The organism is Bartonella sp. MM73XJBT.G (genome assembly GCF_028618435.1).
GTDB lineage: Bacteria > Pseudomonadota > Alphaproteobacteria > Rhizobiales > Rhizobiaceae > Bartonella.
In genome coordinates this window covers 225,589-248,417 of the sequence record NZ_JAQISW010000001.1, presented here as the reverse complement: position 1 = coordinate 248,417, position 22,829 = coordinate 225,589, and the positions used below count along the sequence as shown (strand labels likewise).

General features: G+C 38.3%; 23 protein-coding genes, 1 tRNA gene and 2 pseudogenes. 7 read left to right on the top strand and 19 right to left on the bottom strand.

Going from position 1 to position 22,829, the window contains the following annotated elements; all coding sequences use genetic code 11:
- Nucleotides 1–30 precede the first annotated feature (30 nt).
- The 6 genes from PVV59_RS00995 to PVV59_RS00970 all read right to left on the bottom strand — a co-directional run bounded on the left by PVV59_RS00995 (nucleotide 31) and on the right by PVV59_RS00970 (nucleotide 7,644).
- Nucleotides 31–882, bottom strand: a complete 852-nt coding sequence (locus PVV59_RS00995; protein ID WP_273754013.1) for a YihY/virulence factor BrkB family protein — start codon at nucleotides 880–882, stop codon at nucleotides 31–33.
- Between the two features lie 1,112 nt (nucleotides 883–1,994).
- Nucleotides 1,995–2,927 (bottom strand): prephenate/arogenate dehydrogenase family protein, encoded by a 933-nt coding sequence (locus PVV59_RS00990; RefSeq protein ID WP_273754012.1) that lies wholly within the window; start codon nucleotides 2,925–2,927, stop codon nucleotides 1,995–1,997.
- Between the two features lie 949 nt (nucleotides 2,928–3,876).
- Nucleotides 3,877–4,917, bottom strand: coding sequence for a DNA polymerase III subunit delta (holA, locus tag PVV59_RS00985; RefSeq protein ID WP_273754011.1), 1,041 nt, complete (start codon nucleotides 4,915–4,917; stop codon nucleotides 3,877–3,879).
- A gap of 4 nt (nucleotides 4,918–4,921) precedes the next feature.
- A complete protein-coding gene (locus tag PVV59_RS00980) occupies nucleotides 4,922–5,716 on the bottom strand; it encodes an ABC transporter ATP-binding protein (protein WP_273754009.1) in 795 nt (264 codons plus the stop codon).
- Nucleotides 5,709–6,605, bottom strand: a complete 897-nt coding sequence (locus PVV59_RS00975; RefSeq protein ID WP_273754008.1) for an ABC transporter permease — start codon at nucleotides 6,603–6,605, stop codon at nucleotides 5,709–5,711. The genes PVV59_RS00980 and PVV59_RS00975 overlap by 8 nt, the downstream gene beginning before the upstream one ends.
- 61 nt (nucleotides 6,606–6,666) lie before the next feature.
- On the bottom strand, nucleotides 6,667–7,644 hold the full coding sequence (locus tag PVV59_RS00970) for an ABC transporter substrate-binding protein (protein ID WP_273754007.1): 978 nt from the start codon (nucleotides 7,642–7,644) through the stop codon (nucleotides 6,667–6,669).
- Nucleotides 7,645–7,822: 178 nt separating this feature from the next.
- On the opposite strand from PVV59_RS00970, the gene PVV59_RS00965 reads away from it, so the two are divergent.
- Nucleotides 7,823–7,897 (top strand) — tRNA-Gly (locus PVV59_RS00965).
- Between the two features lie 617 nt (nucleotides 7,898–8,514).
- On the opposite strand, the gene PVV59_RS00960 is transcribed toward PVV59_RS00965, so the two are convergent.
- The gene (locus PVV59_RS00960) at nucleotides 8,515–8,661 is read right to left on the bottom strand and encodes a hypothetical protein (RefSeq protein ID WP_273721122.1); all 147 of its coding nucleotides are present in this window, start codon (nucleotides 8,659–8,661) and stop codon (nucleotides 8,515–8,517) included.
- Between the two features lie 40 nt (nucleotides 8,662–8,701).
- Nucleotides 8,702–9,640: a contractile injection system protein, VgrG/Pvc8 family gene (locus tag PVV59_RS00955; protein WP_273754079.1), complete on the bottom strand. Its 939-nt coding sequence runs from the start codon at nucleotides 9,638–9,640 to the stop codon at nucleotides 8,702–8,704.
- Between the two features lie 139 nt (nucleotides 9,641–9,779).
- Between PVV59_RS00955 and PVV59_RS00950 the strand changes: the two are divergent.
- A pseudogene (locus PVV59_RS00950) lies at nucleotides 9,780–9,956 on the top strand (Arm DNA-binding domain-containing protein); the annotation flags it as partial.
- Nucleotides 9,957–9,961: 5 nt separating this feature from the next.
- On the opposite strand, the pseudogene PVV59_RS00945 reads toward PVV59_RS00950, so the two are convergent.
- From PVV59_RS00945 to PVV59_RS00920, 6 genes and pseudogenes are all read right to left on the bottom strand, one after another.
- Nucleotides 9,962–10,249 (bottom strand): annotated as a pseudogene (locus tag PVV59_RS00945) (DNA-binding protein); the annotation flags it as partial.
- Nucleotides 10,246–10,704: a hypothetical protein gene (locus tag PVV59_RS00940; RefSeq protein WP_273754006.1), complete on the bottom strand. Its 459-nt coding sequence runs from the start codon at nucleotides 10,702–10,704 to the stop codon at nucleotides 10,246–10,248. The pseudogene PVV59_RS00945 and the gene PVV59_RS00940, both read right to left, overlap by 4 nt.
- Nucleotides 10,701–11,648: a ParB/RepB/Spo0J family partition protein gene (locus PVV59_RS00935; protein ID WP_273754004.1), complete on the bottom strand. Its 948-nt coding sequence runs from the start codon at nucleotides 11,646–11,648 to the stop codon at nucleotides 10,701–10,703. The genes PVV59_RS00940 and PVV59_RS00935 overlap by 4 nt, the downstream gene beginning before the upstream one ends.
- On the bottom strand, nucleotides 11,648–12,046 hold the full coding sequence (locus PVV59_RS00930; protein ID WP_273754003.1) for a hypothetical protein: 399 nt from the start codon (nucleotides 12,044–12,046) through the stop codon (nucleotides 11,648–11,650). Before PVV59_RS00930 ends, PVV59_RS00935 begins: the two co-directional genes overlap by 1 nt.
- The gene (locus tag PVV59_RS00925; RefSeq protein ID WP_273754001.1) at nucleotides 12,030–12,167 is read right to left on the bottom strand and encodes a hypothetical protein; all 138 of its coding nucleotides are present in this window, start codon (nucleotides 12,165–12,167) and stop codon (nucleotides 12,030–12,032) included. Before PVV59_RS00925 ends, PVV59_RS00930 begins: the two co-directional genes overlap by 17 nt.
- A 73-nt stretch (nucleotides 12,168–12,240) precedes the next feature.
- The gene (locus PVV59_RS00920) at nucleotides 12,241–12,546 is read right to left on the bottom strand and encodes a helix-turn-helix transcriptional regulator (RefSeq protein WP_005864619.1); all 306 of its coding nucleotides are present in this window, start codon (nucleotides 12,544–12,546) and stop codon (nucleotides 12,241–12,243) included.
- Between the two features lie 153 nt (nucleotides 12,547–12,699).
- Here PVV59_RS00920 and PVV59_RS00915 point away from each other — a divergent pair, with 153 nt between their 5' ends.
- The gene (locus PVV59_RS00915; protein ID WP_273754078.1) at nucleotides 12,700–13,230 is read left to right on the top strand and encodes a helix-turn-helix domain-containing protein; all 531 of its coding nucleotides are present in this window, start codon (nucleotides 12,700–12,702) and stop codon (nucleotides 13,228–13,230) included.
- A gap of 83 nt (nucleotides 13,231–13,313) precedes the next feature.
- Here PVV59_RS00915 and PVV59_RS00910 read toward each other — a convergent pair whose 3' ends face one another.
- Nucleotides 13,314–13,472 carry a hypothetical protein gene (locus tag PVV59_RS00910; protein ID WP_273754000.1) on the bottom strand — a complete coding sequence of 53 codons (159 nt, stop codon included), beginning with the start codon at nucleotides 13,470–13,472 and terminating at the stop codon, nucleotides 13,314–13,316.
- Nucleotides 13,473–14,138: 666 nt separating this feature from the next.
- On the opposite strand from PVV59_RS00910, the gene PVV59_RS00905 reads away from it, so the two are divergent.
- Nucleotides 14,139–14,741 (top strand): GNAT family N-acetyltransferase, encoded by a 603-nt coding sequence (locus PVV59_RS00905; protein ID WP_273753999.1) that lies wholly within the window; start codon nucleotides 14,139–14,141, stop codon nucleotides 14,739–14,741.
- A gap of 462 nt (nucleotides 14,742–15,203) precedes the next feature.
- On the opposite strand, the gene thiD is transcribed toward PVV59_RS00905, so the two are convergent.
- Complete coding sequence (gene thiD, locus PVV59_RS00900) at nucleotides 15,204–16,058, bottom strand: bifunctional hydroxymethylpyrimidine kinase/phosphomethylpyrimidine kinase (RefSeq protein ID WP_273753998.1); 855 nt, start codon at nucleotides 16,056–16,058, stop codon at nucleotides 15,204–15,206.
- Between the two features lie 131 nt (nucleotides 16,059–16,189).
- Between thiD and PVV59_RS00895 the strand changes: the two genes are divergently transcribed.
- Nucleotides 16,190–16,999: a 1-acyl-sn-glycerol-3-phosphate acyltransferase gene (locus PVV59_RS00895; RefSeq protein ID WP_273753997.1), complete on the top strand. Its 810-nt coding sequence runs from the start codon at nucleotides 16,190–16,192 to the stop codon at nucleotides 16,997–16,999.
- A gap of 359 nt (nucleotides 17,000–17,358) precedes the next feature.
- Here the strand turns inward: PVV59_RS00895 and PVV59_RS00890 are convergent, their stop codons facing one another.
- Nucleotides 17,359–17,535 carry a hypothetical protein gene (locus PVV59_RS00890; protein ID WP_273753996.1) on the bottom strand — a complete coding sequence of 59 codons (177 nt, stop codon included), beginning with the start codon at nucleotides 17,533–17,535 and terminating at the stop codon, nucleotides 17,359–17,361.
- A gap of 97 nt (nucleotides 17,536–17,632) precedes the next feature.
- On the opposite strand from PVV59_RS00890, the gene PVV59_RS00885 reads away from it, so the two are divergent.
- Together PVV59_RS00885 and PVV59_RS00880 are read left to right on the top strand one after the other, a co-directional pair.
- On the top strand, nucleotides 17,633–18,739 hold the full coding sequence (locus PVV59_RS00885) for a D-alanyl-D-alanine carboxypeptidase family protein (RefSeq protein WP_273753995.1): 1,107 nt from the start codon (nucleotides 17,633–17,635) through the stop codon (nucleotides 18,737–18,739).
- Between the two features lie 390 nt (nucleotides 18,740–19,129).
- Nucleotides 19,130–20,191 carry a GTP-binding protein gene (locus PVV59_RS00880; protein WP_273754077.1) on the top strand — a complete coding sequence of 354 codons (1,062 nt, stop codon included), beginning with the start codon at nucleotides 19,130–19,132 and terminating at the stop codon, nucleotides 20,189–20,191.
- Between the two features lie 837 nt (nucleotides 20,192–21,028).
- Here PVV59_RS00880 and PVV59_RS00875 read toward each other — a convergent pair.
- Complete coding sequence (locus tag PVV59_RS00875) at nucleotides 21,029–21,778, bottom strand: murein L,D-transpeptidase family protein (RefSeq protein WP_273753994.1); 750 nt, start codon at nucleotides 21,776–21,778, stop codon at nucleotides 21,029–21,031.
- Nucleotides 21,779–21,817: 39 nt separating this feature from the next.
- Complete coding sequence (locus PVV59_RS00870; RefSeq protein WP_144752305.1) at nucleotides 21,818–22,774, bottom strand: acetyl-CoA carboxylase carboxyltransferase subunit alpha; 957 nt, start codon at nucleotides 22,772–22,774, stop codon at nucleotides 21,818–21,820.
- Nucleotides 22,775–22,829: the final 55 nt, after the last annotated feature.

Here is a 22,829-nt window from a genome sequence, read left to right as displayed (position 1 = left end):
TTGGCTTTCATATGATCTACATTTTTTCATTCACCGAGGCGATTGCCAACAATTGCGATAAAACATTATTGCAGCATTTATTTCACCCCCGAAAATAAAAATTGCGCTTAATATGTAAAGAAAAATAATGGCAACCATAATAGATGCTAACCCCGCATAGGTTGAAATATAATCAAACATCGTTAAATAGTGCGCAAAAGCAAGAGAAGCCATAAACCATACAAACATTGTCACCACGATTCCCGGTAAAATATCTATAAACTTCCGCTCTCCTGCTGGAAGCCATTTATGAACAATCAAAAGACTGATAAACAAAATAACGACAGCAATTGTATAACGCCATAAACGAATAATCCCAATATATTCAGTCATAAAAAAAGAATGATTTTGCATAATTTTGATCAGCAAAGGCGCTAAAATCAATAAAAAACTCATCACAACAAGACCAAAAGCTCCAAGGATGACAAAAAACAAACTTTGAAAACGACAAAATAACAAACTCCGTCGATCAGTCACACGGTACGCTTTATTCAAAGCTGTACGCAAAGCCTCTATTCCATTAGAAGCAAAATAAGCCGCTCCAATGACAGAAAGCGTCAACACACCTCCTTGATGAAGGGTTAAAACATTGACAATTTCCTGAGATAAAGGCTCAGCAATGACATCAGGCAATAGCTGTACGAGCGCTTTAATTTTTTGCGGTGTATAGGTAAAAGCCCCGAGAAAACGAGCAAAAGATGTTCCAAAAATAAAAAAAGGAAAAAATGCTAAAAGGCCTGACAGCGCAACATGGCTTGCAAAAGCACTTCCACTATCACGCCAATAATGACTTATTGCGTCACCAAAAATACGATAGCCATACCAAAAGATACTTCTTAACAAATCTCAATACTTTCTGGTAACATCCTTTTTTTAGTTATCTCATGCTGTATAAAAGCATCAAGACTTAAAAAAACATTTTTTAGTATAAAGGGCAATAATCCATGTGGTCAAGCCTCACCCTATTCAAAAACTGAAAAGCCAACGAATTTTACCAAACAAATTATCTCCTATTTAGAGCTTTTTATTTTATATTGAAAACTGCTCTCTATTAAAGAACACAAAAAAATAAAATCTGAAACAAAGATATTTCCATGAGTGCTTCTTTCCTTTTTAACGCTTAAATTAAAAGAGAATAGGCGGAAATGAGTTTTTATATTTACGCCTTTATATATTGTTCTCAAATAAAGTTTTTCCCTGCTTTAAAAGACCAATCAAGCAGATAGAATATTCTCACTCCAAACAAGCACATAAAAGCTAAAAAACGAGTACACTAAATCATATGAATATTTTTCTCAAACATGTTGCTTTATGAGATTTGAATATTCATTTACAATTGCCAGAAAAAATATACTGACCATCGATTGAAGAATGCGCCTCTGTTTTCATAAAACATTTTTTACGAGACAGCACCCATAATACAATCTAGCTTTGCATTGATTTACAGACATTCATACAAATACCCTGTCCCTAAAAAATCCCTCATCAATCTCTTGGTTATATTCGTAAAAATCAAATTTATAGGGCTATAATTCTTAGCTCGATAATGTGAATAATAACACCATAAAAGCATTTTATAAGTCTTTACCCTCAGCAATACAAAAAATTATTGAACAAAGCTTTTATCTTTCAAAAAATGACTTCTTTCCTTTTACAGACATGACTAATAAGAATTACATGTCCATTGATATGAAATAAATTGAATTTGAAGTCTATCTCTTTTCTCTCTCATTTACGCGAATTGGCTAACCAAAACAACAAGCCCCCCTCTGGGAGGGCAAAAACCATTTTGGAGCACAGGGTTGGAGATAAAGGTAAGCAATGCCACTTATCATACACAAACGACTGAAAACAATACCATATCTTCATTACAACAAACAATTTAAAAGAACAGATATCTAAAGGCGTGATAAGAATAAGCAAAACAACAGCACAAAATTCAAAAATCTCTTATTTTACATTCCCTCTTTAGAAACGCTATGACGCCCAAAATCAGGGGCATCAATTTCCTGGCCCGCTGCAATGATATTACGGCGCACAGCACGCGTACGCGTAAAAAAATTAAACAGTGTTTCACCATCACCTATACGAATTGCCTGTTCTAAAAAAGCAAGTCCTTCACCAAAACGACCCAACATTTCTAAAATAGCCTCTTTATTATGCAAACAAATATCGCGCCACATGACAGGATCAGAAGATGCCAAACGCGTAAAATCACGAAAACCGGAAGCAGAATAAGCAATCACTTCTGAATTGGTTACTTTTTCTAAATCACTCGCTGTCCCAACAGTATTATAAGCGATCAAATGTGGCAAATGTGAAACAATTGCTAAAACGAGATCATGATGCTTAGGCTCCATCTTTTCAACACGCGCCCCACAAGCTTCCCAAAACGCTGTCAACCGTGCAACTGCCGCTGCATCACTCTCCACAAAAGGCGTTAAAATACACCAGCGATTCATAAATAAATCAGCAAAACCAGCATCTGGTCCCGAATATTCCGTTCCAGCAATGGGATGTCCCGGAATAAAATGAACCGTTTTTGGCAATAAAGGCGCCATTTCTGTAATAACCAATTCTTTTGTAGAACCAACATCACTCACAATCGCTCCTGACTTTAAATGATTGTGAATGTTTTTTGCCACCTCTGCACTCGCTCCAACAGGAACAGAAATAATAACGAGATCAGCGCCTTCAACAGCCTTTGCATTATCCGTTGTATAAAAATCTCCAAGTTCTAATTCACGCGCTCTTTCCAGTGTTTCTTGTCGACGCGTTGCAATAGAAATCTGAGCTGAAAGATTTTTCTTTTTAATCACTCTTGCTAAAGAAGATCCAATCAAACCGATTCCAATGAGTGCTATTTTTTCAAATTGAATATGGAACATCTTTCACCTTTAAAGATTTTTTTCAATGGCAACAAAGATAGTTGTAAAAAAATCACGACTTTTTTGTTTGTTTATTCAAGAGTTATGCTCAAAATATTAAAAAACTACAACGAGAGAATAACGCTGTTTACCCATCATCACCTACGCAAACGAACAACAGATCATTTTATCTAGAAAATGCAAAAAATATGTAACGAAAAATTTAAAACCAAACTTCTAAATTCTTATTTCATTGCTTAATAAAATTCAACACTTTGATTTATAAAGATAATTATATTATTTTATATTATATATTGAAAGAGACCTCTTAAATACCGCAGAATTATTTCATTTTAAGCCTTCTTATGTTAAGTTTAATCAAAATCACGTCTTTTGCACCTCACAAGATGGATAGTATATGTATAAAAATACTTAAAAGAAGAAATAAAAAGCCTCACACTCTCTAATTTCAAGAACTAACGCAACAGTAGAAGTTAGCAAAGTACGCAATGAGTTCCGGTACACTTTTATTAAACGTAAAGACGATAGTGCCTACTAATGGCATTTACGAGAAGCTTTACCATTATCCTATTTATGAGCACCGTTGTGAAGTAGATATGACACGCATTGAAAAATGTTTTTAAGAAAGCGCATAAATTCGTAAGATAAATACATTCTGTCATATTTTTTTGTATGAAGAACGCGACATCTTCAAACCCTCTAATATCCACCCCATATTCTCATAAAAAATACCGAATATGCAAGATTTATCTGCCCTCTTATACCACTCACCACCCGTATGATTCACTTCACTAAAGGTTCTATGAACAATAAATATGAGAACGCATTTGATAAATCACCGTAAAAAGCGATTTTCCTTCAACCTCTACCTAATAACACAAGAGCTGTAATTGCTGAAAATGCCCTTGTGCTATACGCAAAATAAAAAATTATCATATTTTTAAATATGTTAAGCTGCCATTTGGCGTCGTGCAATAATTGTGAGTCCTAACAAAGCTTGACGAATAATGGCTTCACCCAAAAGCGGATTTTTACGGCTTTCTAAAACAGCCCTCTGAATTTTTTCCATTGCGTAAGAAATCTGTTCTAATTTCCAATATTTTAAAGCTTGTTCAACAATTTTTTTCCGTTGAAAAAAAATGGGAGGACGCGCTTGAGCAATCACCGTAAAAGGCGATTTTTCTTCAACCTCTACCTGATAACGCAAGAGCTGTAATTGCTGAAAATGCCTCTGTGCTGTACTTAAAATAAAAAAAAGCGCTCCCTGCAATGCTGCATATCGATTAAAATGTGCTTCAAAGCCTGATATATCGCCCAACAAAAGGGCATCAATGACTTCATCTTGAGAAAGAGCACTTACATCGCTTACAACAGCTTTCACATCTTCAAGGGTAATATGAACATTTGAAGCATAAAGACAAAGCTTTTCTAATTCACCTCGTGATACAAGACGATCTACCCCTAAACTTTCATGCAACCATCTACGTGCATCTAAAGAAAGAGTCTTCTTAAACTGTCCTAAAACCTCATCAATCAAACCGTCAAGAGAACGCATATCATCAGCAAAACAGGGCAAAGCCATTGCATTTTCTGCCGTTTCAATAGTATTGCGCAATCCTGTTCCTTTTTTTAAATCGCCTGCCTCAATAAGAATAAAACTCTGCTCTGGTGGTTTTTCAATTAAAAGTTTCAAGGCGGCAAGAAAACCTTTTTGGTTAGCAGCATTAGAGATCCATATCAAACGGTCTCCCCCAAAAAGCGAGAAAGTACGCGCTTCATTTTCCAAACGTGCGGGATCTTTATCAATTTCAGCAGCATCCAAACGGATTGTCGAAAATGGATCTTCTATTGCGACCTTTGTAAGCCTAGCAAAACGTTTGGCACGTTCACAAATAAGACCACGATCTAGCCCATAAATGAGAACAATAGGAAAAGAACGTGAGAAACGCGTTAGAAATTGATCAACCTCATGTGCTTTTTTCTGAGCCACATTATTAATCCATTAACAGTTCATCATTATCAAGAACGTCCCCGCGAACTTTCTGAAACATATGAATTAAATCATTAACATTCAATCCCTTACGTTCTTCATGACAGACATCCAAAATCACTTTTCCACCATGCAACATCAGAGTACGATCGCCATAATCAAGAGCTTGACGCATAGAATGGGTTACCATAATAGTCGTTAATTTTTTCTCTTCAACGATTTTTTCAGTCAACCGCATCACAAAATCAGCCATTCCAGGATCAAGTGCTGAGGTATGTTCATCAAGTAATAAAACATCTGCATGAGCTAATGTTGCCATCACAAGACAAACAGCTTGGCGTTGTCCACCGGATAAACTGTCCATAGGATTTTGAATATATGCTTCAAGACCAATGCCTAATTGAGCAATTTTCTCTCGAAAAAATTGTCTTTTTTCATGGTTTAAAGCTGAACGCAAACCACGACGATTTCCGCGAAGAGCGGCAAGAGCTAAATTTTCTTCAATTGTTAAAGAACCACAACTTCCCTTTAAAGAATCTTGAAAAACACAGGCAACCTTCCCAGCGCGTTCGCTAACTGATTGCCTAGAAACATTTTGTCCATTGATAACCACTTTTCCTGTCGAGGGAAGTGTTGCTCCCGCCAAAACACTGAGCAACGTTGATTTACCTGCACCATTTGAACCAATAACCGTAACAAAGCTACCCTGATCAATTTTGAGGTTAATATCAATTAAAGCCTGTTTTTCCAAAGGCGTTTGCGGTTTAAATGTGACCCCAACATGAAAAAGCTCAATCACGTTTACGCCTCCTCCAATAGCGTGGTACAATAAGAGTTAACACAACCAACAGTGACGTAATCAACTGAAGATCTGTCGACGTATCAATACCAATTCCATTAGCCTCAAATGCAAATTGCACGGCCACACGATAAAGAACTGACCCCACAATACAGCTGATTATAATCCAAAAAATATTGCGCGTACGAAAGAGCGTTTCCCCAATAATCACAGCAGCCAACCCAAAAACAATTGTACCAATTCCACCGGTAATATCTGTTGCAATTGCAGTTTGAATATAAAGAGAACCACCAAGCGCAACACAAGCATTAGAGAGCCCCATACCAAAATAAATCAATGCTGAAGTATGAACCCCTTGCGCCGTCGCCATCTGTGGATTAGCTCCCATTGCACGCATAGCAAGACCTATTTCACTTTCCAAAAAGCGCCAGATCAAGAATGCCACCACCAGCAATACAGCACCAACGAAAAGAGGACGCACAAAGATATCAGGTAACCCAAACAAATTATAAAAGGGTGTTAAAGCCGTATCAGAAAGCGCCAAATTAATATTAGAGCCTCCCATAATCCCCATAATACGGAGATTCACTGTATAAAGTGCTGACATTGTCAAAATAGAAGCCAAAAGATTCAAAATGCCAAAACGCAAATTCAACAGAGCTGTTAGCAAACCTGCTACCATACCCGCACAAAAAGCACATGCCATAGCTGTCCATGCATTAAAACCTAAAAGAATCAAGACGCCACAGACACAGGATCCAAGAAGAAACGAGCCATCAACTGTCAAATCCGGAAAATCCAAAACACGAAATGAGAGATAAACTCCTATAGCCACAAACGCATAAATAAGACCTAATTCCACAGCGCCAGAAAAGGCAAATATATTCATGTAAAGCAATCCCCAAGAAAACTAAACAGTTTTTATTGTATTAACACCCTATCAACAAAAGTTATTGAATCACTTTTGTTGCACGGTCAATAACGGCCTGCGGAATAACAATCCCCGCCTTTTCTGCTGCTTTCAAATCAATTCGAATGTCATTATTAGCTGCCTGCACAACATCAATATCACCAGGCTTTTCACCCTTTAGAATACGCACAACCAACTTCCCAGCATCAACCCCAACATCATAGAAATTCACACCTTGCGTCATAAAAGGACCACGTCCTATCGTATTCGCATCAACAGTAAATACAGGCATATTGGCTTCCTGGGTGACCTTTATGGCTCCCTCTAAAACAGACAGAATCGTATTATCAGCAGGAACAAAAATAACATCAACCTTCCCGATTAAAGCACGTGTTGCAGCTTGAACATCTGAAGGCTTTGGTGCCGATGAAGGAATGATTTCAATTCCAGTTTTTTTTGCGACATCCTTTAACGTCTTAAGGGTTGAAACAGAATTTGCTTCAGAAGCATTATAAAGATAACCAATTTTTTTCAAATCTGGTTTTACTTCCTGCAAAAGTTTAACACTTTCAGCAACATCGATACGATCAGAACTCCCCGTCATATTGCCGCCAGGCTTAGTCAGCGAAGAAACGATTTTAGCTCCGATAGGATCAGAAATCGCCGCAAAGACGATAGGTATTGTTTTTGTTGCTGCAAGCATTGTTTGTGCTGAAGGCGTGGTAATCGCTACAATAACATCGGGTTTATCACCAACAAATTTACGTGCAATTTGTGTTGCTGTTGAAATGTTTCCCTGTGCTGATAAAAAGGTCAGTTGAAAATTTTCACCTTGCTTATAACCATTTTCTGCAAGAACATCTTCCACACCTTTACGAACAGCATCCGCCGCAGGATGGATCATAATTTGTGTTAAAGCAACTTTAACGTGTTTAACTTGGTCATCCGCTTTTACAGCACTGTTCATCATAAAAACAGCTGCAACGACAATCCCTAATATACTTATTCTCTTCAACATTATATTCCACCCCTCTCCATGCAAAAATTAAAAAGGGGGTAATTTATTACTAAAAAATCTTCTAAAATCAATCTTTATTTTATTACATAGACAAAATAAATCAAACTGAGATGATATTTTTTTGTTGCAATTCATAGAAGCCTAAGCCATACAAGCAAAGTATGTATCGAATCAGTGAGCGGGTGTAGCTCAGGGGTAGAGCACAACCTTGCCAAGGTTGGGGTCGTGGGTTCGAATCCCATCGCCCGCTCCATTAAGTTTTGATTATTGAATTTTGATTTATTCGTTGTAGCTTGTCAGCGGGTTTTGTATATTTTGACACCAGGTTTTGTACCAATTTATTTTCTTTTAAAGGGTTTTTAAGGTGTTTTCAAAGGGTCTTCAAAGACCTTTCAAAGATCATTTAGAGCCTCTTTAATGAATTTCTTTCTCTTCTCCTAAAAATTATGATTTTTAATGATCAGTTCTTTTGCCAGAATCGTATTACAATCGCATTATTTGAGAAGCAGCATGCATAAAAAGGTATCTCTTCTTTTAACATAAAGTGAGTGACAGCTTTTCAGTTTTCTGAGGCATTATTAAAACAAAAGAAGCTTTGAGGAATTCGGTCAACTTGACCGAATTACACTTCGATATGCAATTGCGCAATTTTTGTACCATTACTTGTTTGAGGAATTGGGTAAACATTACCCTATTGCTGAACTCATGCAATTGGATCAACTTGATCCTATTCTTTAAGGAATAGGGACAAGTTGTCCCCATTGCTCTCCCACCCAAAGTGCAAACATTGCACGTTGATCTCAGAAAGCATTACAACCGATCAAAGGAGCAGGTTGCACTTTTGATCTTCCATTTCCTTCACATAAAATTTCATTGTGATCTGAATATTTCAAAAATAGGATCAACTTGACCCAATTTTTCTTCATCATGCAATTGTGCAATGTTTGCACTATTGCTCCTTTTAGCAATTGGTGCAAGTTGCACCAATTGCTCTAAATGTTCATCATCACCGATCAAAGGGTCAAGTTGACCCTTTGATTTTATGTTTCTCGAAGGTTTATTTTTCCCCTGCTTCTTTTCCCTTGTCTGGTGCTTCGAGTGTGATTTCTGTGGTGTAACCACTTTGCTTTTCATAGCGATGGGTAACGGTAGCGGCTTTCCATGGTCCATTGATTTCGCCTCGAAACCCTTGAAGCAGCAGCGGTTGACCCGCCATGATTTCAGGGCGCCCCTCAAGGCTTAAAGAACCACTGCCCACAGCACGGCAAAGTCGGTCTGATTCTGATGCAGCAGCAGCTTGTGCTTCTTCTTTACAAGTGTAACAACCACGCAGACAACGCACGGGACCACTAAAACCTGTCTGATGCTTGACTTGGCATTGCTGCCCTTTTGAGCGATCAAAATAAGCAGCTTCAATAGTGCCATATTGCGTGCGTGGCTCGAGACTAAATTCCCAATGGGAACATTCCTGTTGATGAATGGTCTGGAGGGGGAGATTGTCCCCGCTTAAAAATAAAAACTTATTGTCTTTGATTAAAAAACGCGCCTGCATCCGATCAGCAAGGCGGGTTAAAAAATCAATCGCCGATTGATCGGTGCGTACCACATAAGGCAAGGTTTGTTTGGTAAATTGTGGACTGACCTTTGCTTGATAACCATGACGTTTGGCAAGGGTCTCAACAATCTCAGCAATGGTTTTGTGGTCAAAATGTTCGCTTCCCTGTTCTTTGAGTTCTTTACGCATCGAGGCGCTTTTGCCACAAAGACGCAAGATTTCTCCATCACTGCCCCCACAACTGATCACCGATTCCACAACAAAACACCCCATAAAAGCACTGATGCTGTCCTGATAACCAAAGGTAACATGGAGCGCGCTGTTACTGGAGGGAATCTCTAAATCATTGCCGCTATCATCAAACTCTGCCTCGAATGTATCAGTTTCATTTCCCGCATGGTCTGTACAAGATATTGATTTATAATGATAATTTAGCGTTATTCATATTGAATTAGAACACCGAATAACGTAAGATTCTCTCATTTCAAATCTCTTTATCTTGAATCAATCAAAAGCACTCATTTGCACATCACAAGCGGGATGAGTGTGTGGATCAAATTTGTATAAGAAAGGAGTAAAAATGGTCCTTATGAACTGTCTTAATGCAAGATCTGTCGCAACATTGGGGGCTGGCAAATATAATGATGGTGCCGGCTTGTTACTCCATAAGCGTAAAGATGGTGGTGCTCAATGGATTTATCGCTATACCATTCACGGGCGCCGTCGCGAAATGGGTTTGGGTGCCTTAAGAGATGTCTTGCCTGAAAGCCCCTCATAACGCACCCAAACACTTTCCTTTTGCATGCTCTGTTCTGTCTTTTGCAAAACATCAACACCACCCGCCCGCAACAACAATGCTGCCCGCGCCCCTTCCGGCAATAAAGAGATGTGATACTCCCAAACCGGCTTGGTTTTGCCTAATGTTTGGCGAAACAATTGTGTATTCAAACGCCATTTCTTAAGCGCAAGATTGTTGAGACCGATCTTTGTTTTTGGCAATCCCGGCAAAGCCGCTTCAGCCAACTCAGCAATACTAAACCACTCTTTCATGGCTGCCCCCGTCTAATACGAACCGGAACCGCACGCATCGCTTTCAACCGCGCCGCAATCTCACGCTGTTCCTGCTGCAATCTTGCAATTTCTGCCAAACGCGCTTCATCCCCTTGCAACAGCAACAATCCATCTTCACTCACCACCTCATCCCAAAGCCAAAAGGCGCCCGTCGCCCGCACAAAAGCTTTAAAGCGTGGCAGGGAAATATCCACCTGCTTACTTTCCGCTACATAAGCATCCAAACTCGCCTTACTTAAACAACCAATGCCTAAATAATGCGCCATACGCTCTGCAATCACACTGCGCTCAACCAGACATTCACGCAAAGCTCGTGCCATCGCCCGCTTAATGCGAGAACGAAACCGCTCTAAATCAATCTGCGCAACGGGTTCACGGCAAGGAAAAACCGGACGTTGAAAAAAATCAAGCTGTTGGAAACCATGCCTCTTCATGCCTGCCCCTCCCCCGATTGTTTGTTCAAATAATCATAAAACCACGCCCGTGTCTGTGCATCCGCTCTCTGCCACACACTCAACAATTGAGCAAAAACCCGCTCTTGCTCATTAACTTTCGGGGGTATATTAATCCCATTGACCAAATCAACAGCCCGCCGTAAATCCCCTTCAACCTGTTGCAAAGCAATCGCCACCCGCCGTTGCGCAACCGGCTCCATCTTTGCCAACTTCAACAACTGCGCTTGGTTATCCGCCAATGCCGTCCCCCGCAAAACAGACCGCAACTCCGGCTGTAAATGCTGAGCAATGCGGTTGAGTCGTCTCACTGACTCTTCAGACAAACCAATGCGGTCCACCACATGTTTGGCAAAGTGCAAACCTTGCACTTTGCCATTTAAGTCACCATCATTTGGCAAAGGTGCAACTTGCACCTTTGCCACTTTGTCCCCTGCACCTGCGGTTTCATTGTCATTTGAAGAGGCACCTTCGTTTGTTTGAGCAATTCGGTCAACTTGACCGAATTGCTCTTTTTTAACCTTATATTGATTACTACCATCTCCACCACGTTGAATCTCCCCATACTTCTTTTCCCACAATTCGCGGTAAATCTGGACAAAAAGCGCACGGTCAATCACTGACAATTCATTGCGAAAGAGGTTTTCCGCTACTTCTAAAAGCGCAGCATTATCCTTATCAGCCTGCACCACAACGGCATCAATGTCACTATAGTCCAAAAGCTCCGCAGCACGCAGCCGATGCGCACCAGCAATAAGCGTGTAATTGCTTTCCTTAGCATTGGGGGTATGGCGCACCGTAATCGGATTCATCAATCCCTCCCGCGCCATCGATTGTGCAAGTGCCTTGGCATGCTCATCATCTACAGGGCGTATACGCTCCGGCACCACAATCACATCAAGAGCAAGCTTCTGAAACTGTGCCATCACGCCCCCGCCTTTGCCATTTCTTTAAAAAATAAATCCATCGCACGCCCCGCCCACCTTTGATAGGCTCTAGCAAAGACAGGCTCTTCCAAACGCAGATTAATTGTACGCAAAGAGCGAGCAACAGCAGTGCGTTCACGCTCTTGCATAGCGACAAGACGCCGCCGCGGAACTTCAAACTGATAATGCAAAATATGAATAACAATCTGTCGTGCTAATGCCGCATCAAATAAGCCATGCGGGGGGTCAATAATATATCGGATTGGCAAATGCCTAAATCCACCACTCACCGCCTTAAAAGAACAAGTCACCATAATGTGCAACCGTTCAGCTTCTGAATAAGGATTAAAAATTTCTTTTTTGGCATCGAGAGTCCATAAATTATAAGCCGCAACCATAACCACCCCCGATAAAGAAAACTTGACCCCCTAATCGCCAAAACCAACCCATCCAATCGGCTGTTCCATGATGCAACTCTGTGCAATTTTTCTTGCCTATTTCGTATTGATCTTTAGACATTGATAAACCTTTTTATCTTATGGTATCTAAATACATGGCAAATGCGCAAAAACGCAAAGCCGTGTAACGAGGTTTAAGCAGCATTACCGCGCAAAGCAGAATGCGCACGCGAATCTGTATTGGCATGTTTTGCTGCTTTAAAAATGCGACGGCGACTTTTGGGGTAGCGGTCACTAAAAACCTGCTCGACGGGCAAACCGATAAAATCGGCAATAGCACGTTCAGCTTTCTCGTTAGACCGTGTCCAAATGTGTTGAACACTGGATGACGAGAGTTGATAAGCTTTCGCGAGCTCCGCCAAGGTCATATTACGGCGGCGTAGCTCAGCTAAAATACTATGGCGATCCCATACTTGAATGCATGTTTGTGTGGTTGTCATAAACTTTCGCTCCTGCTTCAAACGGATGCTCAAACCATCCGTTTTTTGTGGGGTTAATTGTAAAATATCTGCCCTCTATATCGGGCGGTAATTAGATGTATAATGCCAAATTCGGCTTTTGTAAATACCGAAAATGGATTTGGAGTGATTTTTTTGGCACGCCCTGAAAAAGAACCTACAACAGAACTGGCAAAACGATTGCGTGAAATACGGCACACCCTTGGTTTTACAGAGCGCAAACAATTTGCTAAACATTTTGAAATCCCCGAAACGACTATGCGCAATTATGAAACGGGTTTGCAAGAACCCCCTGCATCTATAATGCGAATATATAAAGATCGCTGTGGAATATCCTTAGACTGGCTTGTCACTGGTGAAGGCGAAATGTTTAGTGACATGTCAAAAGCGAAAGCAGCAGGTTTTAAAGCACCCACCATTCCTGCTGGTCTCATGAAAAAGCTTGGTCGCATAGCTTATACAACCTATCGCGATGCTAAAATAAAACTCCCCCCTGAAGATATAGCGGAACTCGCGGCGGAACTTTATAAAAAACTGCAAGAGCTTGTTCAAGACATTAACGACACGGAAGAAATAGAGCTTACTTTGCCTCTCCTAAAATTGCATTTAAAGCGTCAAATAGAAGCTGAAAGAGCACATCTAGAAACTACACAAAATACGGCTTAATGCCTCTCTAAAATGAAAAATACAGGCGCGTTTCTCTTTACATTAAGAAACTTAAATAACACATTGTTTTTAAATAATTATTTTTACAAAAAATAGAAACGCGCCATATGGCGCATATCTTTTTTGCTTTTTTGGTCATTTTTGGCTGATTTTGGAGTCAATTGAACTTTTGGATTGATTTTTTTCAAAGGGTCTTCAAAGGCGGTTTTCTGGGCTTTCACAGACTTTTCAAAATTTTTCACAGGGTTTTCAAAGACCTTTCAAAGCCTTCTCTCATTTTTACCATGAAAACGCACTTTTTTCTGATTTTCGGTAATTTTCGCAATTTTAGGTGTCAAAATCTATTTTGACAAAACACACATTTAATACTAAATTTTATACATAAAAACAATAAATTATCACGTATTCCTATCTAATCCCACCTTTTCCCACTTAGTACAAAACCTACTGTCAAACTACACAGAAAAAATGGTCATTACTTATATGAAAGTGATTTAAGCGGCATTTCTCTAAGAAATCATTGTAATTTGCTAGATCCTTCGTGTAAAATAAGCTTGAGACAATTCCCACTGGTTTATGACGCTATTTGGCAACGATAACTTGTAACTTTGCTAGGATTATTTTTCCCAAAAGTATTTTCCCAACAATATTTTGTATTGCCTCTTACCATCCTGAAGATAATTTTTTAGTTTTAGTATTGGCGGCAGATCTTTTGCGGACTTGGTTATAGAAGCTTATGCAAAAGAATTTTGGATTGCCTTTAAGCCAACGGACTTTTTACAGCCCCAGTATTAACAGATCAATAAGAAATGATAAGGAAAACAAATGTTAGACAAGTCAAAAGTTGACTTATCATTAGAGAATAATTTTGTTCAAAGGTGCGTTTTTTACCAAAATTGTGTCCTCAAATGCAGGTTATTGATTTTTCAAATGGCGTATCTTCTGTTAATTCAACATGTGCTTCAGACACATTCAACATTATCTCTGCTAAAAATTTACAAGAAACTATACCTGTAGACCAAGAAAAATCTATAATCGATTCCTTTAATGCACAAAAACAACCTTTAGCTTGGTGGGTTGGACCTCATTCGTCTCACTATAACATCAATGAAGTTCTCTTGTCTGTGGGCTTAGAGCATGTTGAAACAGAAGTAGGAATGGCGGCTTTAGCGCAAGATATAAACTCACATGTTACTTCTATGCCGGATAACTTCAAAATCAAGGAAGTTGAATTACTTCAAGATTTCAGAGATTACGGAAATGTTATGGCATCCGTCTTCGAGCCTTTTGATGAAGAGGCGGTAAGATTTTATGAAACCATAGGTCATTTTTATAAAAAAGATCCCAATGTAGAGATGTTCGTTGGGTATATAAATAACAATCCTGTAGCCATATGTTTTTGTATAAAAGCGGATGGCATGGATGGTGTGTATGATATTGTCACCAATCCAGATTTTCAAAAAAGAGGTATTGGAACATTCATGACAAAAATTGCTATTAAGCATTTATAAAAAATTAGGTTTTATAAACTTTGGTGAATTTAAAGTTTGTTCCAATAAACACATGGTCATTTAACGGAAGACTCTTTTTTACGCATCACTTAAGAAAATTTATTACTTTCAGCAGAAATCAAATATAACCAACCAATCGATCAATAGCAAATATGATGGGATAAACGAGCTCTCGCCTTGTAAAAAGCCTTACCCTCTACCCTTTTTACCATCAAATTTTGACTTATAAGAGTCTCACACTCTCTTTTTTCACTTAAAGTTGCCTTTTATACACGATATATTAATCGTAAAAATATGTATATATGTATAAAAGCAATAAATATAACTTTTCTCTCTCATTTTTCTAAATACAAAACAACTGTTAAGTTACAATACGCTAACATTTATCAGTCATAAATCGCAAACAGGATATAATGACGAAATAAATCTACAGAGTGAAAATTTTCACAATAAACTGTTGTATCAATCTTTCCACAATGCATAAAAATGGTGAAGTGGACCTCGTCCTTTCCCTACTTTTAAAGCATTTGAGGCCGTTAAAGCGCCATGTAAATAGTTCTTTGCTTGTTTCACAGCGCAGTCTAAAGGCTGTGTAGGCAATAAAGCTGCAATGGCAGCAGAAATGGTACACCCTGTCCCGTGATCATGTGTGGTTGAAAAACGAGAAGCTTCAAGCATAACAAGATTTTCACAATCACAATAAAGATCTGGACTAGAATAATCATAATTTTCTATCCTATTTCTGGTAAGCCTATTCAAATGTCCACCTTTTAACAAAACCGCATGACACCCTAGCGCTAAGAGTCGTGGAGCATATTGATACATAGCCTCTAAAGACCATTGCACGTCACATCCCAATAACAGTGCAGCTTCAGGCAAATTTGGCGTGATCAAAGTTGACATCGGCACAAGAATATCACGCATAATTTCAATGGCGTCAGACTTTAAAAGAACATCACCACTTTTTGCAACCATAACCGGATCAAAAACAATGAAACGCGCTTTATGATAAGCAAGACGTTCTGCAATAACCTGTGCAATTTGGGCATTTGCAACCATACCAACTTTAACGGCATCAACGTGGATATCTTCAAAAACAGAATCAATTTGATCTGCAACAAAAGAAGCATCTAATGCCTGAAAAGAACGCACACCCTGAGTATTTTGTGCAACAACAGCTGTAACCACACTCATACCATAAGTTTTCATGGCTGAAAAAACCTTCAAATCCGCCTGCATTCCAGCGCCACCAGAAGGATCTGTTCCCGCAATAGATAAAATCCGTGGAATAAAAAGTTCACCTTTTTGTAATTCCATCAACCTCTTTCCTTCTGTTTTTAAATATCAGAAAATGAACTACCGAAAAAATAGATGCTCGAAAAAAAACATAAAGAAGATGTTTTCTTCTGTAAATTATATTATATACAAAGTCTTCTTATAGATATAAAATGGAAAATATAGTGCTTATCCTTCGTTCTATTCTTTTTACATTCGCTTTTTATACCACAACTTTCATACAAATGATTCTTTACGCTCCCGTTTATTTTCTCATGCCCCGAAAAAAGGCATGGATTGTTCCTAAAATATGGGCGCGCGTTACACTCTTTTTGCAAAAATACATCGCGGGTACACATTATGAAATTGAAGGATTAGAAAATCTCCCCAAAGGGGCCTATATCATTGCTCCAAAGCATCAATCTGCATGGGAAACTTTCAGCCTTGTTCCCTATTTTGATGATCCCACTCTCATTTTAAAACGTGAATTGATGTGGATTCCATTGTTCGGCTGGTATATGGCCAAAACACAAATTATCCCCATTAACCGCACAACGCCCATCAAAGCCTTAAAAACAGTTATACAAAAAGCAAAAGAGAAAGTAAAACAAGGGCGTCAAATCCTCATTTTTCCCGAAGGAACACGCCGACAACCCGGTCAGGAACCAGATTATAAATCAGGAATTGTCGCACTCTATAATGAATTAGAACTTCAAGTGGTTCCGATTGCGCATAATGCCGGCCTATATTGGCCCCGCAATAATTTCCGCCGCTATCCTGGAACAATTCGTGTTCGTATTCTTCCTCCAATAGAAGCTGGTTTAAGCAAACGTGACTTTCTAAATCAACTGATCCAAAAAACTGAAGAAGCGTGTGATGAACTGCTTCTCTTAGCAGCCCAAGATTCTAATCCTCCACCGTTACCCGCTTGTGCTATTAAAAAGATCCAAGCACTAAAATATCACGATAAAAATATTGACTGATAAAATAATAATCTCTTTTTAGATGAAACTCAAAGTAACAAATACAGGAGCATTTTTCCATCTTACTTAACCTATAAGGAAACACTAAAAATTTGCTTGCAGCTTATTCCAGAAAAAGAGAGTAATGTGTGAAACACAAAATATTGTTTAATATACTGATTATAAACCGTATCAAGAGAAGAGCAGTTGCAATATTAGAAGTTAATCAGTAGAATACGGTGGTTGTCTATACATCTATAAGCATAAATATAAGCACAAAAATTGTAATACCTAATGGACTATAGATGATATATTACAAGCTGTGCAAAGATATGGGGTGGGAGATAAAATAAAAAAATCTCTTTAAAAGAAATGCGTAGCTAAACAATAGCATGCTCTTTTTCAATGAAGAACATGATCAACGAATAAGGCATAGCGCAATATCCATGATTGAAAAGATATTGCATGAGGGGCTTTTGCAAGCCACGAAGTTGAACACAAAGGGGAAAATTAAAGAATGATCGTCTTTTTATCTCAGCAAAAAACGCATACGGCATTAACCATTTCCCCTCTTCTATCATAGACTTAAAAGCTTTTTGTGCTAAATTAAAACAGTTCTAAATCACTGATAAGAAGATATTGGATTTAAACTTAATGCAACGACTCTTTATTAATCTTTTTTTGTCTCTTATTTTGATCTTGACAAGCACTTTTGCTCTGTCTCAGCCTTTTATTTCTGTTGATGTTACAACGGGAAATATCTTAAAACATCATCAAGCTTTTGAGCGTTGGTATCCTGCTTCCTTAACAAAATTAATGACCGCTTATGTTATTTTTCGTGCCATGAGTCGAGGAGAAATTTCACCCAACAAACCTATTACCATCAGCGAATATGCCGCAAAAGCACCAGCATACCGTTCAGGCTATAAAGCTGGTTCTGTTCTCACACTTGATACAGCCTTAAGCATCACCATGGTTAAATCGACCAATGATTTGGCTATTGCCATGAGTGAAGCCGTTGCTGGTTCACAGAAAGCTTTTGTGCGCAAAATGAATAGCGAAGCTAAACGTTTAGGCATGTTTGGCACCCATTTTGCAAATGCAAGTGGGTTACCAGACCCTCAAAACTACTCCACGGCACGTGATATTGCTCTTTTAGCTGTCCAAATACGTCGGGAATTTCCACAGTATGCTCATTATTTTTCTATTCCAGCCATTGATTTTGGTAATAACCGAAAAATCCAGCATAACTCAAACAACCTCATTGGCCGCTTTTATGGAATAGACGGTATGAAAACAGGCTTTATTTGCGCCTCTGGTTTTAATCTTGTTGCATCAGCCACCCGCAATAAACGTACAATTATTGCTGTCATTCTAGGGGCAAACAACATAAGTGAAAGGGAAGAAAAAGCGGCGCAACTTCTTGAAATAGGTTTTTTGCATCAAGGAAGCGCCCAATTAACACTAGCAACATTAAAACCTTATGGGAACAACATAACACAAGCCAACAATATGAGACAACAAACATGTACGCCTGAAGCCATAAAAATGCATGCCAATTCATATGATGATCAAGGAAATATTATTCTCACCTCACCTTTTATCACTGCTCCACCTTCTTTTTCTCATCCTTTAGTAGTACACCTCATTCATACGCCACAAGCACCTAAAATAACAGTAAAACCACTAAAAAAACCCCATAGTCCGCATAAAAAACGCACAAACTATCCTATAAAAAAAGCCGTAAGCCATAATTCATAATTTATGATTAATTATTTTGCCCCATTTTCTCAAAACCACAAATATCGTAAAATTCTCTCATTTCAAATCCATCGCTGTTAAATCGATTAAAATCTATCTCTTTCACGTCACAAAGTGGATAAGCATATATAGATAAAATAATTAAAGTAAGGAATTTAAGGAATTAAAACTCTTCCTATAAGGGCTTTCAAGTGCCAAGAATGATCATAAATACAAGCACTAAAAAGTGGTATGATTACACCCGCTCTCACCTTTATAAACTTAAAAGTGGTGATAAAATAGATTTCATAGGCAATTGTCCATCACATATCTTTCACGAGCCCCATTATAAATGGGGATTGACGTCATAAGGTATGTTTCCTTAAAATAGAACTGCAGTTGATGATTAAAATGAAAATGAAGCGCATTCCTCTCACGCTTATTACTGGTTTTTTAGGCTCTGGTAAAACAACTTTGCTCAACCGTATGCTACAAGACCCTCTCTTAACGGAATGTGCTGTTATCATCAATGAATTCGGCGAAATTAGTATTGACCACCTTCTAGTTGAAAAGGCGACAGAAGGAATTATTGAGCTTGCAAATGGTTGCTTATGCTGCAATTTACGCAGTGATCTCATTTATACATTAATTGATTTAATCAATCGCATCCAGACAGGACAAATCAAACAACTCAATCATATTATCATTGAAACAACAGGAATGGCTGATCCCGCCCCTATTTTACAAATACTTTTAAGCCACCCACTGTTTATTCAAACACTGTCCATAAATGCTGTTCTTGCAACATTTGATACATTAAGCACTCTTTCCATATGCGAGCGCTATCCTGAAATATATAAACAATTAATCCTTGCTGACAAAATCATTCTCACCAAAACAGATCTCACAGCCCCACAAACCCTTTCAAATAAGCTCCTTAACACACTCAAAAGAATGAATCCTACAGCACAAATCATTGATGTCCACTCTGAAGATTTCTGCTCAAATATATTAATAAATCACACATTATGGAATGAAACAGGAGAAAACACACACTTTAAGCAAAATCTTACGACGGCTCTACATGATCACCCTCCCCATAAAACCATTCGTACCTTTTCACTAGACTGTGAAGATCTTGTTGATTATGCCACAATTGAAACTTTTTTAGATCTCCTACAAAAACGTTATGGTGCAAAGTTACTCCGTATTAAAGCAATTATTGCATTGCGTGATGATCCTCATCGCCCACTTGTATTACATGGCGTACAAACATTTTTCCATCCCCCTATAAGGTTGCCAGCATGGCCAAAAGGAATAAAACAAACACGTTTTGTCATCATTGCCGATGGTGTTGAAAAAGAAGCGATACAAAAACTTCTCAATGCTTTTTTTAATAAACCAGCAATAGATACTGCCGACAAAACAGCTCTCTTAGAAAACCCTCTCATCATTCCAGGAATAAAGTTTTAATGCTTCCCTTTAATGACATAACATTAAATCCATTGAGCCATAACTTCTTTACGCTTTAAAAAAACAAAAAAGCTCCACCATAGATTTTTCCATCCCCCAATTTTTAGTAGCTCTTAGCACGTGAGAGGATTTCATTAGAGGCATTTTTATTGATTAAAGATAAACAGATTTTCAGATAAAAGACCTCATGATATTCAAGCTCTTATTCAAATGGAAAAAAGTTATAAATTATTATTATAAATTAAATTGTTATGATAAATTTTTTTAATATTTACTAATCTGTAATTAGGTTGTTTTTTCTCAACATAAACTTCATCTGCAAATAACTTCATGTGATTCATTTCACAATCCCATTGGACACATTTTTAGTTTTAAATATTCCGCTAAACTCTATATTTCCCTAGCTAATTGAAACAAAATCCTCTTAAGTTTAAGCAAAAAACTAATATCAAACAGAAATATCGTCTTTTTAGATGTATGTATATATCTTATAACCCAAGCAGGATAAGATAATATTTTACAGCATGAAATAATAAAACCATAAAATATTATCTTATTGAAAATAAAAAGAGAGGTGCGTTTTATATTAACCTACTCTCCACTAAAAAAAACCAAATTGCCCCCATATAGGTCTGCAAACAACCCACCTTCTCTGAGCCAATTGCTCTTAGTCCTCCCACACTTTATTTGATTTACTGACATAAAACTCTATAAAAAACTCAGCACTTTAAAGTATGGACGCCCCCTTAAACATTCCATATATAAAGTTTTTGCATATCCTATACGGCCATCATCATAAGCAATGATGTTTCACAATATAGACGAATAAAATAATACTCACTTCATTAAAGAAACTGAATTTTTATCAATATCGCGATTAAAAATGTAACGTTTTTCATACACTTCAACGACTGGAGGTTGACGATTTTCTTCAAAAAAATCATAACCTTTCTTAAGCATAACCCAAAATGGGTAATGAGGATCATTGCTATGACGTAACATGTTATCCTTGGTCATGCGGAAAGGAAAAGCCTGCAATTGGAATGCTCTTTGTCCTCCTTTAAAAGCATCCCGCGCAAAAGCATAAATTTGAGCCATATTCTTATCACTCATAGAATAACAACCGGCAGAAAAGCAAGAACCATGCACCATAAGATTGCTCCCTGTCCGACCATTTTCCTGATCATAAAGGTTAGGAAACCCTATATTAAAAGAAAGATAATATTTTGAATAAGGATTCATTTGCTTTGCTGTAATCGTATAAAAACCTTCTGGTGTCTGAAGATCCCCTTCTTTATATTTAGGTCCAAGCTTACCAGACCACTTACAAATACCATAGCGTGCAACCAAGATAAAAGGACCGGAACGAGATTGCTTCCAAACTTCAGCAAGATTTTCTTCTTTGAAAAAGCGCATTACAATTGGTGCATAAGGATCAATATCATACAAAGCCATTCTATTCTGGATTTCTTGCGGAAGAGGCTGCTCAACTTTAGCGCGAATAGAAGCTGGTAATCTCCCTTCACAGGCTGTCAATATTCCCATTACAAACAACACACACACAGCAAGGAATCTGTTAAATGTCATCGAAAAAACTCCAATCCAACACCCCTCATAAAAAACAACTTATGTTAATGACCGACCAATTTGAAGATACTTTTCCCTTCGCTCTTGTTTAAGAACTTCACCATCTTTTCCAGCCATAGCTTTTAAAGCCTCTGAAATAATTTCACCCGTTGCATCAATGGCAATCTCTTTATCACGATGTGCTCCTCCTAAAGGCTCTGAAATAATGCCATCAATAATCTTTAAGCGAAGTAAATCTTGAGCGGTAATACGCATATTCATTGCAGCATCTTTTGCACGCGCTGGATCACGCCATAAAATAGAAGCTGCTCCTTCTGGAGAAATAACCGAGTAAATCGCATGTTCCAACATATAAACTTTATTGGCAGCCGCAATTGCTATTGCCCCCCCAGAACCACCTTCTCCGATAACAACGGATACAACAGGAACCTTTAGGCGCAAAGTTGCGGCTGTTGATTGAGCAATTGCTTCTGCTTGCCCACGTTCTTCAGCGCTTACCCCAGGATAAGCACCCGCCGTATCGACAAAAGTAAGGAGTGGCAAACCAAATCGGTCAGCCATTTCCATAATACGAACAGCTTTACGATATCCTTCTGGACGTGCAGAACCAAAATTATAGCGCAAACGTGTTTGCGTATCGTGACCTTTCTCTTGACCAATGTAAGCTACTGCTTCCCCCTTAAAGCGTGCAAACCCAGCTTGAACAGCCTCATCTTCAGCAAACTTTCGATCTCCTGCCAAAGGTGTAACATCACTCAATAAGCGTTTAGAATAGTCCATAAAATGCGGACGGTCAGGATGACGAGCAACTTGTGTTTTTTGCCACGGCGACAATTTTTTATAGAGATCGCGCAATGCCGTTTTGGAACGTGTTTCAAGACGTGCAATCTCGTCACTCATATCAAGACTGCCTTTTTCCTGAGAAATTTTTTTTAATTCAAGAATTTTTCCATCAAGATCAGCAACTGGTTTTTCAAAATCAAGATAATTATGCATTCTGTACCAACTCATTCAGTGTCACTTATACACTTATAATTTTCTTTATAAAGTC

What these genes read in the sequence shown, in the direction of transcription:
- PVV59_RS00990 (WP_273754012.1), bottom strand. Translation starts at nt 2,927, where the DNA reads ATGTTCCATATTCAATTTGAAAAAATAGCACTCATTGGAATCGGTTTG.
- PVV59_RS00905 (WP_273753999.1), top strand. Translation starts at nt 14,139, where the DNA reads ATGCAGGTTATTGATTTTTCAAATGGCGTATCTTCTGTTAATTCAACA.
- PVV59_RS00940 (WP_273754006.1), bottom strand. Translation starts at nt 10,704, where the DNA reads ATGAAGAGGCATGGTTTCCAACAGCTTGATTTTTTTCAACGTCCGGTT.
- PVV59_RS00870 (WP_144752305.1), bottom strand. Translation starts at nt 22,774, where the DNA reads ATGCATAATTATCTTGATTTTGAAAAACCAGTTGCTGATCTTGATGGA.
- PVV59_RS00930 (WP_273754003.1), bottom strand. Translation starts at nt 12,046, where the DNA reads ATGGTTGCGGCTTATAATTTATGGACTCTCGATGCCAAAAAAGAAATT.
- PVV59_RS00975 (WP_273754008.1), bottom strand. Translation starts at nt 6,605, where the DNA reads ATGAATATATTTGCCTTTTCTGGCGCTGTGGAATTAGGTCTTATTTAT.
- PVV59_RS00935 (WP_273754004.1), bottom strand. Translation starts at nt 11,648, where the DNA reads ATGGCACAGTTTCAGAAGCTTGCTCTTGATGTGATTGTGGTGCCGGAG.
- PVV59_RS00890 (WP_273753996.1), bottom strand. Translation starts at nt 17,535, where the DNA reads ATGCCGTATGCGTTTTTTGCTGAGATAAAAAGACGATCATTCTTTAAT.
- PVV59_RS00880 (WP_273754077.1), top strand. Translation starts at nt 19,130, where the DNA reads ATGAAAATGAAGCGCATTCCTCTCACGCTTATTACTGGTTTTTTAGGC.
- PVV59_RS00925 (WP_273754001.1), bottom strand. Translation starts at nt 12,167, where the DNA reads ATGTCTAAAGATCAATACGAAATAGGCAAGAAAAATTGCACAGAGTTG.
- PVV59_RS00895 (WP_273753997.1), top strand. Translation starts at nt 16,190, where the DNA reads ATGGAAAATATAGTGCTTATCCTTCGTTCTATTCTTTTTACATTCGCT.
- PVV59_RS00920 (WP_005864619.1), bottom strand. Translation starts at nt 12,546, where the DNA reads ATGACAACCACACAAACATGCATTCAAGTATGGGATCGCCATAGTATT.
- PVV59_RS00885 (WP_273753995.1), top strand. Translation starts at nt 17,633, where the DNA reads ATGCAACGACTCTTTATTAATCTTTTTTTGTCTCTTATTTTGATCTTG.
- thiD (WP_273753998.1), bottom strand. Translation starts at nt 16,058, where the DNA reads ATGGAATTACAAAAAGGTGAACTTTTTATTCCACGGATTTTATCTATT.
- PVV59_RS00875 (WP_273753994.1), bottom strand. Translation starts at nt 21,778, where the DNA reads ATGACATTTAACAGATTCCTTGCTGTGTGTGTGTTGTTTGTAATGGGA.
- PVV59_RS00970 (WP_273754007.1), bottom strand. Translation starts at nt 7,644, where the DNA reads ATGTTGAAGAGAATAAGTATATTAGGGATTGTCGTTGCAGCTGTTTTT.